12 protein-coding genes are annotated in these 13901 nt (G+C 29.2%); 4 read left to right on the top strand and 8 right to left on the bottom strand.

From position 1 onward, the window contains the following. Positions 1 to 182: 182 nt before the first annotated feature. The 8 genes from PWP28_RS12905 to PWP28_RS12870 all read right to left on the bottom strand — a co-directional run bounded on the left by PWP28_RS12905 (position 183) and on the right by PWP28_RS12870 (position 9603). The gene (locus tag PWP28_RS12905) at positions 183 to 1607 is read right to left on the bottom strand and encodes an oligosaccharide flippase family protein (RefSeq protein WP_308644924.1); all 1425 of its coding nucleotides are present in this window, start codon (positions 1605 to 1607) and stop codon (positions 183 to 185) included. Positions 1608 to 1797: 190 nt separating this feature from the next. Continuing rightward, positions 1798 to 2541, bottom strand: coding sequence for a nucleotide sugar dehydrogenase (locus tag PWP28_RS12900; RefSeq protein WP_308644923.1), 744 nt, complete (start codon positions 2539 to 2541; stop codon positions 1798 to 1800). A 9-nt stretch (positions 2542 to 2550) separates the two neighbouring features. Continuing rightward, positions 2551 to 3669, bottom strand: coding sequence for a non-hydrolyzing UDP-N-acetylglucosamine 2-epimerase (wecB, locus tag PWP28_RS12895; protein ID WP_308644922.1), 1119 nt, complete (start codon positions 3667 to 3669; stop codon positions 2551 to 2553). Positions 3670 to 3682: 13 nt separating this feature from the next. After that, entirely contained in the window at positions 3683 to 4825 is a 1143-nt protein-coding gene (locus PWP28_RS12890; protein ID WP_308644921.1) for a glycosyltransferase family 4 protein, read from the bottom strand. 15 nt (positions 4826 to 4840) lie between these two features. Beyond that, positions 4841 to 5914, bottom strand: coding sequence for a non-hydrolyzing UDP-N-acetylglucosamine 2-epimerase (gene wecB, locus PWP28_RS12885; RefSeq protein WP_305081237.1), 1074 nt, complete (start codon positions 5912 to 5914; stop codon positions 4841 to 4843). A 1-nt stretch (position 5915) separates the two neighbouring features. Then, complete coding sequence (locus tag PWP28_RS12880) at positions 5916 to 7325, bottom strand: oligosaccharide flippase family protein (protein WP_308644920.1); 1410 nt, start codon at positions 7323 to 7325, stop codon at positions 5916 to 5918. A 10-nt stretch (positions 7326 to 7335) separates the two neighbouring features. After that, positions 7336 to 8358, bottom strand: a complete 1023-nt coding sequence (locus PWP28_RS12875; RefSeq protein ID WP_305081239.1) for a polysaccharide pyruvyl transferase family protein — start codon at positions 8356 to 8358, stop codon at positions 7336 to 7338. 12 nt (positions 8359 to 8370) lie between these two features. Continuing rightward, positions 8371 to 9603 carry a glycosyltransferase gene (locus tag PWP28_RS12870; RefSeq protein WP_305081240.1) on the bottom strand — a complete coding sequence of 411 codons (1233 nt, stop codon included), beginning with the start codon at positions 9601 to 9603 and terminating at the stop codon, positions 8371 to 8373. Between the two features lie 129 nt (positions 9604 to 9732). Between PWP28_RS12870 and PWP28_RS12865 the strand changes: the two genes are divergently transcribed. The 4 genes from PWP28_RS12865 (at position 9733) to PWP28_RS12850 (ending at position 13860) form a co-directional block, all read left to right on the top strand. Further along, positions 9733 to 10383, top strand: a complete 651-nt coding sequence (locus tag PWP28_RS12865) for a winged helix-turn-helix transcriptional regulator (RefSeq protein WP_305081241.1) — start codon at positions 9733 to 9735, stop codon at positions 10381 to 10383. A gap of 4 nt (positions 10384 to 10387) precedes the next feature. Then, entirely contained in the window at positions 10388 to 11545 is a 1158-nt protein-coding gene (locus PWP28_RS12860; RefSeq protein ID WP_308644919.1) for a DegT/DnrJ/EryC1/StrS family aminotransferase, read from the top strand. Then, complete coding sequence (locus PWP28_RS12855; protein WP_308644918.1) at positions 11542 to 12663, top strand: nucleotide sugar dehydrogenase; 1122 nt, start codon at positions 11542 to 11544, stop codon at positions 12661 to 12663. Before PWP28_RS12860 ends, PWP28_RS12855 begins: the two co-directional genes overlap by 4 nt. Before the next feature lie 52 nt (positions 12664 to 12715). Next, positions 12716 to 13860 (top strand): IS3 family transposase gene (locus PWP28_RS12850; RefSeq protein ID WP_374045498.1). Its coding sequence is split into 2 segments (ribosomal slippage): positions 12716 to 12953 and positions 12953 to 13860, totalling 1146 coding nucleotides; the frame shifts between segments, so codons are not numbered across the junction. Positions 13861 to 13901 lie beyond the last annotated feature (41 nt).

Here is a 13901-nt window from a genome sequence, read left to right as displayed (position 1 = left end):
TCTTTACTATATTTCCCTTTTCTCGACATAATAAATATACCTCCAAAGCAGCTTTGTAATTTTTATTAATTACGTGTCTACTTTGGAGGTATCATATCACAAATGTAAGAGTTTTTAATTAATTATTTATTTATTTTTGAAATTTTTTCTTAAAAATATTAATTATATATTTAATATCATTTTTATTTATCTGATGATTTTTGTATTTTAAAATTAATTATACTTTTTATGTAATAAAAAGCAGACTTAATATCTTTAAAAGTATAAATAACTATTAATATAAAAGAAAAGAAATTAATAATAAAATTATTATACATTATAGATAAAAAAGCAAAAAATATCATCATAATAGTAGAAATAATATGTCTTTTAATATTCAATTTAACCCATAAAAATCTGCTAATTATAGTCCTAAGCCAAAAAAATATAATATAGCTAATACCTGTTGATATAGATGCACCAAGTGCTCCATATTTTGGAACCAGTAAATAATTTCCAAGTATATTTATACCTCCTGATACTCCAGTAACTATTATATTATAATATGTTTTTCTGCTAAAACTTATACCCATTTGAGTAGTTTCTGAAAGAGTATACATTATAGGGTAAAACATTAAAAAGGGTATTATTACAGAAGCCTCAGAATATTCTGGAGACAAGACTTTAATTATCAAATCTTTAAATAATATAATAAATCCAAACAATAAAATCATTATGCTATTTAATTTATTACTTACTATTTCATACTTTTCTTTAGCAACATTATTTTCATACCATCTATAAACTGTTGGTGCCCAAAAAGTAGCAAATGCTTGTTGTACTATTATTATAATACCAACTATTTTAAATGCTGCTGAATAAAGACCTATAGATTCAAAATCAGACCATGCTCTTAAAGCTATTTTATCCATAGAATTAAGTATCCAAGACATTATTGATGCTGGTATTATTGGTAACCCAAATAAAACAACTTTTTTAATGAGTTTTCTATCTATCTTAAATTTATACAACCAATCTTTTAGATTTATTACAGTTGTTAATATAGCTATTGAAACCATTGAAAAAAACTGTGCTTGTATTATACCTTTAAAATTTCTGTTAAAAAATAAAAGAATTATCACAGTAAATCCTAAAGTCATAAGTTTTTGGAAAATTTGAACAAAAGAAAACAATTTTGCTTTTTCTTTCATTCTAATTATTAATGTATTGAATCTAAAAATAATAGCAAATGGTAAAACAAAAGCCAATATTTGTATAATATATTTTTCAACAGAATCAAATAATAAAATAGATATAGGTTCATAAAAATATAAATACACAAACATTATGATTAAAGAAAATATAAATGGTATTAAAAATGTATTCCACAACAGATTCTTCTTATCTTTTTCTGCGTTATACTCTCTGACATAGGCTTGGTCTATTCCCAAATTCAAAAAAAGAGAAGTCAACTGGAAAGCCATTGTGTACATAGCTGCTTTACCTAGTTGATTTGGATCAATCAACCAAGTTTGAACGGGTACATTTATAAACCCTAATATAGCTGCTCCTATAGGACCAATAGAAAAACCAGCTAATCTTTTTAAAAATTGTCTGCTATTTTCCACAAAAATTCCCTCTAATCAACATAGTTTTTTTCTAAAATTTTTTTATATATATCCATAAACATACTAATGTTACTTTCCCAAGAAAAACTACTAGCAAAATCAATGATTTTATTTGTATCCCAATTTTTATTTAATGCTAATTCAATTTTTTCTTGTAATTCATTGATATCATCTATATTAATTCTATAACCTAAAGTTCAAATACATTTATATTCATTTTATCAGATATTATGGATAGTTCGTTTGCAAAGGCTATGTTTATATCTCTGTAGGTATTTTCAACTAACTTACACATTTCTGCTGTATTTGTATCTGTTGTATAAGCCTTTCCCTCTGTTAGGATTGATTCATATAGTTGTTTTGTTATTTCTTCTGCTTTTTTGTTTGATGCTCCTATTATTCTGTCATTATGTTTTAGTTCGTATAATATTTTTCCAGGTAACACTCTTTCTGGACAGTGGGCTACCAAAAAATCTTCATTTATTTTTAATCTTGATTCTTTTTCTATTATTTTCCCCATTATTTCTTCTGTTGTCATAGGAGGTACTGTTGATTCAAGTATTACTAAAGTATCTTTATCTATGTAGGGAGCAACACTTTTTGATGCTGCTTCTACATAACTGAGGTCTGATACTTTTTTATCTTCTTTTTTTATGTATGGTGTTGGAACACATATTATGAATACGTCTGATTTTTCTAGTTCATTTGTAGGTTTTAATTTACCAGAATTCAATACCTTTTCATAAGCTTCTTGTAAGTCTGGTTCTACTATGTGTATTTTTCCAGATTTCAAAGTTTTTATTACTTCTTCATTTACATCATAGCCATTTACTTCAAACCCTGCATCTGCAAAAGCTATCGATGTTGGAAGTCCTATGTATCCCATTCCTACTACTGTTATTTTTATTGTTTTATCTTTTATTTTTTGTTCCATTTTTACCTCCTATATTTCAGAGTTTTTATTATTATTTTTTTTTTTTAAAAAATCTATTATTTTTTCTGAAGCTGTTCCGTCTCCAAATGGGTTGCTAGCCTTGCTCATCTTTTCGTATTGTTCTGTTTCCATTTCTTTCATCGCTTGGTATACTTCTTTTTCTTCTGTTCCTATTAGTTTTGCTGTTCCTGCTTTTATTGCTTCTGGTCTTTCCGTTGTTTTTCTCAGTACTAGTGTTGGTTTTCCAAGACTTGGTGCTTCTTCTTGTATTCCTCCGCTGTCTGTCATTATGTAATGGCTTGCATCCATTAATGCTATGAATTCTAGGTATTCTACTGGATCTATCAATATAGCTTTTTCTTCTTTTCCAAGTATTTTGTTTACAGTTTCTCTTACTACTGGGTTTAGATGTACCGGGAATACTATGTGCATTTCTTTGTTTTCGTTTATGTATTTTTTTATTGCTTTCATTACACTTTCTATTGGTTCTCCCCAGTTTTCTCTTCTGTGCATTGTTATTAGTATGTATTTTTTATCTTTTATGTTGTATTTTTCTTTTATTTTTTCTATGTCTTTTTGTTTGTTTTGTTTTACCCATAGTAGTGCATCTATTACTGTGTTTCCTGTTATGGTTATGTTTTTTTCATCTATGTTTTCTTTTAATAGGTTTTCTTTTGCTTTTTGTGTTGGTGCGAAATGGTATTGCGCTATTGTTCCCGTTAGTCTCCTGTTCATTTCTTCTGGGTATGGGTTGTATATGTCGTTTGTTCTTAGCCCTGCTTCTACATGTCCTACGGGTATTTTGTTGTAGAATGCAGCGAGACTTCCCAGAAATGTGGATGTTGTGTCTCCGTGTACCAGTATGTTGTCGAATTTTTCTTTTTTGAGTATTTCATCTATTTTTGTTACCAGTCTAGAAGTTAGTTCTGATAAGGTTTGTCCTTTTTTCATTATGTTTAGATCGTAGTCTGGTTTTATTTCAAATAGTTCCAATACTTGGTCCAACATTTCCCTATGTTGTGCAGTTGCTATTATTTTTGCTTCTATTCCTTTTTCTTTCATCTTTTTGTATAACGGTGCCATTTTTATCGCTTCTGGTCTTGTTCCGAATATCATCGCTGTTTTCATTTATTTCTGCTCCTTAATTTCCTAATTCTTTATATAAATTAATCAATCTTTCTGCATCATTTTTCCAATTATATTTTCCTTCAACAGCTCTTCGGCCATTTTCTCCCCATCTAATTAATTTATCATAATTATTCATTTCTCTAATTTTTTTTGCAAAATCTTCAGGGTTACCTGCTTGAAAAATCATTCCAGATTCTGTTTCTTTAACTATCCTTCTTAATGGAGCGACATCTGATACTAAAACAGGCCTTTTCATCGCCATATATTGAAATAATTTATGCGGAATGGTTGTATCAGTATGTTCATTTTTATTGTGTGGGACTAAACAAATATGAGAGTTGTTTATATAATTTTTTACTTTATCAAAAGGTACCCATTCTATAAAAGTGACGTTTGATGTAATGTTTATTTTATTTAATTCATTATAATATGGATCATTTTTATTTATTCCAATTACTTTAAGTTCATATCTTTTTCCTAAATATTTCATTCCTTTTAAAACTGTATCAATTCCTCTATGTGGTCCTATACCCCCAATATAAGATATTACTAATCTTTCTATTGGCTCTTTCATTTCAGAAAACTCCCAATTCTCTGGATTTTCAGTATTAGATATTATTTCAAATTTTCTATCTGGAATAATATTAGTAAACCTATATTTTGCTTCTTCAACTACTAAAATTGTTTTGCTAGATTTTTTTACCATCTCTATTTCGTATTTTTTAAGTTTTTTATAGTTTAAAAATATCTTTTTGAATTTTTTTATTAAAGGGTTTTTAATATTTTGTAACCAATGAATATATCCAGCTGGATAATTTTCATGAAAATCCATTATAAGTTTAGATTTATAAATTTTTGATAATTTTAATCCTAAAAATCCCCACAACAAATCATGAACATGCACAAAATCTATTTTAGAAATATTTTTTAACTTAAGCTCTTTCTTAATTTCTTTAACCATTTTATTTCTACTAATTAAAAGAATAGAAAATATTTTAGTTAAATTATTTAATGTTTTAAGACGAATAATTTCATAATTTTCATCATCAAATCCTTCTAAATTAGTTAAAATCATTACTCTATAGCCTTTTTTTTGTAATTCTTTAATCTCTTTCTCTACTCTTATATCTGGAAGAAACCTTTTATTTAATATCATTAAAATATTTTTTTTCTATTCATTTTTTTCACCTAAATAATCAATAATTTTATTAACAATCAGTTCTCCTGCATTTCCTTTTCCGTATGTATCTTCTGGATATTTTATTTTTGTTTCTCCTACTGTTTTTTCGTATAGGTTTTCTTCGTTTGCCAATTTGTTCCAACCTATATCCGTTAGTTCTCTCCATCCTGTGTCTGGCATTATCACTATCGCTTCTTTTTTCGCAAAGTATGCTTCTTTTTGTAATCCTCCACTGTCTGTTAATACTTTTTTACTGTTTTTTACTAATCCCATTAGATTTAGATAGTCTAATGGTTCTATTGTTTTTACTTTTTCATAGTGTTTTTCTAATCCAAATTCTTTTATCCTTTTTTTCGTTCTAGGATGTATCGGGAATATTATTTGTGTTTCTTCTGATATTTTTTCTATTTGTTTTGATATTTTTTCTAATTTTTCTTTTTTGTCTACGTTGAAGTCTCTGTGCATTGTCATTAGTATGTAGTTGTCTTTTTCTAGATCAAGTTCTTCATATTTTTCATATAAAAATTTGTTTTCTAATTTTTTGTATAGGTCGTACATTACATCCCCTGTGAAATGCACTCCTTTTGTTTGGTTTTCTTTTTTTAGGTTTTCTACTGATGTTTCACTTGCACAGAACATTAGATTGGATATTTTGTCTGTTAGTACTCTGTTTATTTCTTCTGGCATGTCTTTTGGCTCTTGTCTTATTCCTGCCTCTATATGAGCAACTGGTATTTTTAGTTTGCTCGCTACTATTGCCCCTGCCAATGTTGTGTTTGTGTCTCCATATACTAACACCATGTCTGGTTTTTCTTTTTTCACTATTTTTTCAAATTCTATCATTATTTTTCCTGTCATTTCTCCATGACTTCCTGATCCGATATTCATGTTGTAATCTGGTTTTTTTATGTTTAGCGTTTGAAAGAATATGTCTGACATGTTTACATCATAATGTTGTCCTGAATGCACTATGATTTCTTCTATTTCTGTTTTATTTATCTGTTCGTGTATTATCGCTTCTTTTACAAATTGCGGCCTCGCTCCTATTAGACTTATTATCTTCATTTCATTTACTCCTTTTATTCTTAACATAATTTATTGCTTTCTTGAAAATAATCTTCTCTTCTTTTATAAAAAGTAGTAATAGAATAACAAATAAAATTAACTGTAAAAATAAGCTATATTCTTTTTTTGATATTACCAAATATGTTTGGACAAAAATAATAATTAAGGAAGATATCAATCTAAGGTAATCTACTTTTATATTATAATATTTTTTAGTCTGGAAAACTCTCGCTACCCACATTACAAAAAAAGCAATTAAAGTTGATATAGCTGCTGCTTGAATACCTATTATTGGTATAAAAACAATATTAATAGCTATGTTTGCCATAGAACCAAAAATAGATGTGGTAAAGGCATTCTTTGTTTTTTTCGAAGTCAAATATCCTATACCAAAAAAACTCGAAAAAGATGCAAAAATTGTAGATATTAATAAAAATGGTACATATTTATATGCAATAAAATAATCTGGAGCAACATAAACACTCATAAAAGGTTTTAAAATCATTAATAATCCACTTGTCATAATTAAAATCAAACCCATATTGACTTTAAAAACATTTGAATAAAATTTATCTCTTTTTTCTGAGTTCATATTCTCGATTGCAGATATTTGCCATGCCTGATAAAATATCGTATTTATTACAGTTATGATTGTTGGTATTTTATAAGAAGCAGAATAAATACCTGTTGCCTCATAACCTAAAAAGTATGAAAGTATATATCTATCTGAAACATTCATAATCCAAAAATTTAGAGAATTAGGCAATAATGGTAATGAAAATAGAAGCATTTCTTTTAATTTTGATTTGCTTAATTTTCTAAAATCGATATATTTATATATTTTACAGCTGATTAGTAAAAAAAACGCTGTCATTATTTTTGAAAGCAGTATCGAAAGAAAGTAACCCTTAACTCCCATATTCAAAACTAATAGAAAAACCAAGTTAAACCCAACAAGTGTAACTGTTTCTAAAATTCCCCCAATGGAAAAAAGATGAACTTTTCCTATCCCTTTCGCAAACATACTAAAAGCCATTGCAAATAGAGCTGCTATTAAAATAGAATAAAAATATAGATTATATTGAACAAAAAAATCAACACTCACAAACAGTGAAGTAAAAACATAAAAAATACCATAAAAAATTAATGTAGTAACCAGTGTATTCATTAAAATAGTACTCTTATCCTCTTTTTTATCCAAAGTAAACCTTATAATAGAAGAAAAAAGGTTCAAGGATAAAAAAGGTATCAATAAACTCAAAGTTGTATTAAATATATCTACCTGACCAAACTCACCTCTATTTAAAACATGAGTATATAGAGGAACCATTAGAAAAGTTATGATTTTTGATCCAAAACTTCCTATAGCAAACCATACAGTATTTTTTGCCATCTTTTTATATTGATTCATGCAAAGAACCTCACATATTTTTTATAAATTCAGTTAATTTGGTTCTAAACTCATCTATTCTATCTTTTTTCAAAACAATTTCTGTTTTAAAATTAGAATTAATCATCTCAAATAATTCATTTAAATTTTCTTTATCTATTACAGGTAAATTAAAATCATTTTTAAAGCTTCTTGCTCTACTATCTATTGCTATAATCATACTTCTTCTCTTATGTTGTAAAGCCCTTATTCCGCCATGTAGTCTAGTTCCAATATAATCCAGTGATTCTTCACTCTGTAAAATTTCATCATAGGCTTTTAGAGTTGCTGGTAAAACATTAATTTTATTTCCAAAATCAGATTTTATTTTTTCCATATAAGGAATATCTACAATAGATTGTGGCCAAATATAAGTTTTATCATAATTATCTATAACTGTTTTTATATATTTAAAATATATATCTTTAGTCTTTTTTCCAGATATAGTTAAAACAGCATTTCTTCCCTTTTGAGTTGGTATTTCGCTACAATGTTTTTCATCTAGCCTCCAAATAGTTGGACAACCAGTGTTAATAGTGTTTTTAATATTTATTTCTTTTAGCATTTCTTTTGTTTCTTCATCTCTTAAAGAATGAGGAATTTTTTCTGTTAAAATATTTTGCCAAAGTTTCTTTGAATAATTATATTTTATATTCGCCCAACTTTTTCTAAGGAATCCTTTTTTCTTAGGTAATACAGTAGTTCCCACTCCAAGAAATAAGGTATCCTTTAAATATTTGATATCTGTTATTTTTATTTTCCAAGGATTGGATATCATATTATATGGCCTATAATGCATCCTGTACAAATTAGTTCCACACACAATTTTTAATTTAGATTTTTCTATTGTATCTCTTTGTTCAGGAGTTATTCTTGAGTGTGTAGAGGCTTTATACTGAAAAATAGAATAATCTCTTATAATATCATTTAGCTCTCTTTCTACTGAATCCATTATTATCGCATCACCAATGTTTTTTGTGCTGGCAGATGTGTCAAATATTGTAATTATCTTCATTAATATCCCTTCCTATAATCTATTAATTTTTTCAATAAATTCATTATAATTTATTTTGGCATTTACTTTTTCATTAAAAATTTTTACTGAGTTTTCTTTTAATTTTTCAATATCATCTTCATTCATGCTAGTTATTCTTTTTATTTTTCTTGCTACTTCTTCAAAACTTGGATCAGCTTTTAACAAAGCACCATTTTCTGATTTGACAATATCTTTAGTTCCCCCTACGTCTGTAGCTATAACAGGAATACCAAAACTAATAGCTTCCATAATCGAAACTGGTAATCCCTCTGAAGAACTAAGATTTAAAAACAAATCCACTGGATTATTCCTATAATAACTTAAAATTTCTGTGTTCATAACATTACCTTTGAAATCATATTCTAAATTTTTATCTTTGAATTTTTCTTTAGCCTTTTTTCCCATTTTATTTCTTAAAGGTCCATCTCCAAAATGCGTCCAGGATATTTTTTTATTTATCTTTTCGGAAGCCTTTACTAAAGAATCTATAATCAAATCTACTCTCTTAACTGGATTTAGATAAGAGCAAGAAACAATTCTAAAAGTATTATCCACACTTTTTTTAGATAAACTCTCCTGCTCTTTTACTCCAAGTCTAGAAATATCTATCTTATTTGAATATTCAGGATATTTATTCTTCAAATAGTCTTGACCATGGCTGGAAATAGTAAAAATTTTATCTATATTATTCAATATTTTCTTTCTGTATGGTAGATAATTGTACTTACTGTCTTCTACATACATATCTCCTCTATGAGCCCTGCTAAAAGCCTTTATATTATCATATTTTTTATTCAAATCTGCTATGGCAACTGCCGCAAAATTCATCCAATAAGAATATAATAAAATTTCTTCATTATTATTTTTCAAATATTTTTTCTCAAACCACTTCTTTATTCTCTTAGCTTGCAAATACCACGAAATCATATATCTAATCCTGTTAAAATTCAATTTTGTATTTTTTACATCGTTAAAAAAGAAAAGATCAAAATAAAACAAACCCCAAAACTTTCTTGCCAAAACTGATTCATTTTTAAATAAATCAGACAATTCTCTGTCTATAACTACATTATTTGGAACTTCTCTCACGACATCCTGATTCACAGGAGTAGTAGGAATCAAAGTTATATCAAATTTTTTTGAAAGAATTGGTAACTCATTTTCTAAAAAAGATTCTCCATATCCAAACGGGTATGAAGCTGTAAAAATAAATAATTTTTTCATCTCTATCCCCTTTCAAAAGTTCTCTAATATATTCTATCATAAAAGAAAAAATTTATCATTCACTTGTTGAATAATAGAAAAAATAATGTTATAATTCACTTAGTGAATGAATAAAAAGGTGGTAATAAAATGTTAGAACTAGACGAATACAATTTTTTCAATCCATCACCGAATTTCAGAGAGATGATGATCTTAAAGTTAATATCGAAAAATGAAAATATTTCACAGGACAAATTATCAAAAAATGTGGGAATAGTCCCTTCAATGGTCAACAGATACCTAAAAGACTTTGAAGAGAAAAAATATCTAATAAAAGACGGAGAAAATAGAAGAAACATGAAATACGAATTGACAGATGAAGGTAAAAAGAGACTACAGTTTTTGACGGTTTCTTTTGTGAACGAAGTGTCAAAAATGTATTCTGACACGAAAAACTCTTTTTTAAACGTTATAAACGTTCTCGAAAAAAACAACATAAACAAAATACTGCTTTACGGAGCTGGAGTTATAGGCGGAATAGTTTTAAAAGTCTTAAACTCTGAAAACATGGAAGTAATTGGGTTCATAGATGACTCGCTGTCAAAACACGGTGACAAAATACACGGAATAGACATTTACTCGCCAGCCGAAATAAAAGAAGAAAAATACGACGCAGTTATAATAGCGAGTTTCAGACATTCTGAAGAAATACTAAAAAACGCAAAAGAAAACAAAATAAAAAAACTATACATATTTAAAATAGACGAAAACGGAGACGTTTCTCTGGAAAAGGAGGCATAAACACATGAAAGTACCTTTGTTTGACATGACAAGACAATACGAAAAACTCAGAAAAGAAATACTAAAAAATCTAGATGCTGTTTTCACGTCTGGAAGGATGATACTCGGAGACAACGTGAAAATGCTGGAAGAAAACGTAGAAAAATTTTTAAACACAAAAAACGCCATAGGTGTTGCAAGTGGATCAGACGCCTTGCTTGTTGCCATAAAAGCTCTCGGTTTTGAAAAAGGTGATTACATAATCACAACACCATACACATTCTTTGCAACAGCGTCATCCATAACAAGAAACGGTCTAAAACCAATATTTGTAGACATAACAGAAAAAGACTACGACGTTGATTTGGACAAAGTGGAAGATATCTTACAAAACCACCCAGAAAAAGAAAAGATAAAAGGGTTCATTCCTGTCCACTTGTTTGGTAAATCAATGAACCTTAAAAGATTAAAAGAAATCAAAGAAAAATATGGAATAAAAATAATAGAAGACAACGCACAGGCAATTGGAGCAAGAGAAAAGATAGATGGAAAAGAAGTTTATGCGGGAACTGTCGGAGACGTTGGCACAATATCTTTCTTCCCAACAAAAAATCTCGGTGGATACGGAGACGGCGGAATGATAATAACAAACAACGACGAACTCGCTTCAAGAATAAGAAAACTCAGAGTACATGGAGCCGCGAAAAAATACCACCACGACGAAGTTGGCTTCAACTCAAGACTAGACGAAGTACAGGCAGCAATATTGAAAATAAAATTAAAAGACCTGGAAAAATACATAGAAAAAAGAATCGAAAAAGCAGAAACTTACGCAAAACTTTTCAAAAAACACGATTTAGAAGCTAAAATAAAATACCCAGAAGTAAAAACGGATAAAAGCCATGTTTACCACCAATACGTGGTTGAATTAAAAAAAGGTGACAGAGACAGATTAAAAGACTTCTTAAAAGAAAAAGGTGTTGGAACTTCCATATATTACCCAGTAGGGCTACATTCACAAGAATGTTTCAAAGACCTTGGATATGACGAAAATGATTTCCCATTAACACAACACGCAACAAAAACAACACTTGCACTACCAATATTCCCAGAACTAAAGAAAAAAGAACAGGAATACGTTGTTGAAAATATAAAAAAATATTTTGAGGGGGAAGAAAAATGAAATTAATAGATAAAATAAAAGATAAAAGCGCAAAAATAGGTGTAATAGGACTTGGTTATGTTGGACTGCCTCTCGCAGTGGAAAAAGCAAAAGCAGGTTACGAAGTACTCGGTTTTGACGTACAAGAAGACAAAGTGGAAAAAGTGAACAAGGGAATCAACTACATCGGAGACGTTGTAAACGAAGAATTGGAAGACATAGTAAAAAATAAAAGATTATCCGCAACTGCAGACTACGATAGAATAGCTGAATGTGACGCTGTGATGATCTGTGTTCCAACACCTTTGGACAAATTCAAACAACCAGACCTCACATATGTAGAAGCTTCTACAAAAGAAGTTGCAAAAAGAGTGCATTCTGAAACATTGGTAGTGTTGGAAAGTACAACATATCCTGGAACAACAGAAGAGATAATGCTTCCAATATTGGAAAACTCTGGTTTAAAAGCTGGTGTGGATTTTTATCTCGCATACTCACCAGAAAGAGTAGACCCAGGAAACATAACTTTCAAAACAAAAAACACTCCAAAAGTTGTTGGTGGAGTTACAGAAAAATGTACAAAAGTGGCACAAGCACTATACGAAAGCGTATTAGACGCAAAAGTATTCACAGTATCTTCTCCAAAAGAAGCAGAAATGTCAAAAATCCTAGAAAACAGCTTTAGAATAGTGAACATAGCCTTCATAAACGAAATGGCTATTGTAGCCAAAAAAATGGGGATAAACATCTGGGAAGTTGTTGACGCTGCAGCAACAAAACCATTCGGATTCATGCCTTTCTATCCTGGACCTGGAGTTGGTGGACACTGTATCCCAATAGACCCATTCTATTTAACTTACAAAGCTAGAGCATATGATTACCACACAAGGTTAATAGAAATGGCAGGAGAAATAAACGATTCAATGCCAGATTACGTCGTAGAACAGCTTATGAATATAATGAACGACAACAAAAAATGTCTAAACGGTGCTAAAGTTCTGCTCATGGGAGTAGCTTACAAAAACGATATAGAAGATATGAGAGAATCACCAGCACTAAAAGTGATAGAAAGACTCGAATCCAAAAAAGCAAATGTAGTTTGTTCCGATCCATACGTTGGTGTTAGTATAATATTGTAGACACAGAAAGCCGAACACTTTAAAATATTAATAAGAAAAGGAAGTGTTTATAATGGCAAGAGGTCAAAAACATTATACAGAAGAATTCAAAAATACAATAGTAGAATTATACAACTCTGGTAAGAGTTTAGCAGAGTTGAGTCGTGAGTATGCCCTATCAAAATCAACAATAAATGGATGGATATCAAAAAAGAAGCCAGTTTCAGTAGATAAAGATACAACTATAACAGCAGAAGAATATAAAAATTTATTAAAGAAAAATGCAAAACTTGAAGAGGAAATTGAAATACTAAAAAAAGCTATGGGCATATTCGCAAGGAAGTAACTAGTATATTTGAATTCATTACTAACAACAAGAAGTATCATGATATTAAGCTTATGTGTAAGGTTCTGAAAGTATCGCGTAGTTCTTATTATAAATATTTAAATAAGAAACCAAGCAAGCGTGAGCTTGAGAATGAAATCATATGTAACAAGATTATAGATATCCATAAGGCAAGCAAGAATCGATATGGAGCACCCAAAATAAACGAATCCTTGAAAGCTGAGGGAATAAATATTAGTTTAAAGAGGACGCAGCGATTAATGAAAAAATTAGGGATAAAATCTATAACTATAAAAAAATATAGACCCACATCATCTAAAAGGAAGATAGAAGAACAAGAAAACGTTTTAAAAAGAGATTTCCAAGCTAATACTATCAATGAAAAATGGGTAACTGACATAACTTACATTCATACTGTTAAAGATGGCTGGTGCTATTTAGCTTCAGTAATGGACTTATATAGTAGGAAAATAATTGGCTACGCCATGTCTAGATCTATCGATACTTCATTAGCTCTACGAGCTGTTAAAAATGCTATAGAGCTACAAAAACCTACTAAACCCTTAATCCTCCATAGTGATTTAGGGTGTCAATATACAAGCAATGCTTTTAAGGAATACATAGCTGCAACAAAGATTATTACACATTCATTTAGCTCCAAAGGATGCCCGTATGATAATGCTTGTATTGAATCTTTCCATGCTTCATTGAAAAAAGAGGAAGTTCATATAGTTAAATACTTTGATTATGATACTGCAAGATTAGCAATCTTTGAATATATAGAATCCTGGTATAACAGAAAAAGGATACATAGTAGCATAGGATATATAACTCCTCAAAAGTGTGAGGACTTAGCTAAAAATTCTGCATAATTTGTTCAACTTTTTGTGTCCAAGATATTGACATAGGTCCA

Origin of the sequence: Oceanotoga sp., from assembly GCF_030445905.1 — a bacterium.
Taxonomy (GTDB): Bacteria; Thermotogota; Thermotogae; order Petrotogales; family Petrotogaceae; genus Oceanotoga; species Oceanotoga teriensis.
Note: the sequence above shows the minus strand (reverse complement) of the source record. Positions and strands in the feature narration are given on the sequence as shown.

Bases quoted from the DNA above. Each gene is read 5' to 3' on its own strand.
- PWP28_RS12875 (WP_305081239.1), bottom strand. From the start codon at position 8,358: ATGAAGATAATTACAATATTTGACACATCTGCCAGCACAAAAAACATT.
- PWP28_RS12865 (WP_305081241.1), top strand. From the start codon at position 9,733: ATGTTAGAACTAGACGAATACAATTTTTTCAATCCATCACCGAATTTC.
- PWP28_RS12900 (WP_308644923.1), bottom strand. From the start codon at position 2,541: ATGGAACAAAAAATAAAAGATAAAACAATAAAAATAACAGTAGTAGGA.
- wecB (WP_305081237.1), bottom strand. From the start codon at position 5,914: ATGAAGATAATAAGTCTAATAGGAGCGAGGCCGCAATTTGTAAAAGAA.
- wecB (WP_308644922.1), bottom strand. From the start codon at position 3,669: ATGAAAACAGCGATGATATTCGGAACAAGACCAGAAGCGATAAAAATG.
- PWP28_RS12860 (WP_308644919.1), top strand. From the start codon at position 10,388: ATGAAAGTACCTTTGTTTGACATGACAAGACAATACGAAAAACTCAGA.
- PWP28_RS12890 (WP_308644921.1), bottom strand. From the start codon at position 4,825: ATGATATTAAATAAAAGGTTTCTTCCAGATATAAGAGTAGAGAAAGAG.
- PWP28_RS12870 (WP_305081240.1), bottom strand. From the start codon at position 9,603: ATGAAAAAATTATTTATTTTTACAGCTTCATACCCGTTTGGATATGGA.
- PWP28_RS12855 (WP_308644918.1), top strand. From the start codon at position 11,542: ATGAAATTAATAGATAAAATAAAAGATAAAAGCGCAAAAATAGGTGTA.
- PWP28_RS12880 (WP_308644920.1), bottom strand. From the start codon at position 7,325: ATGAATCAATATAAAAAGATGGCAAAAAATACTGTATGGTTTGCTATA.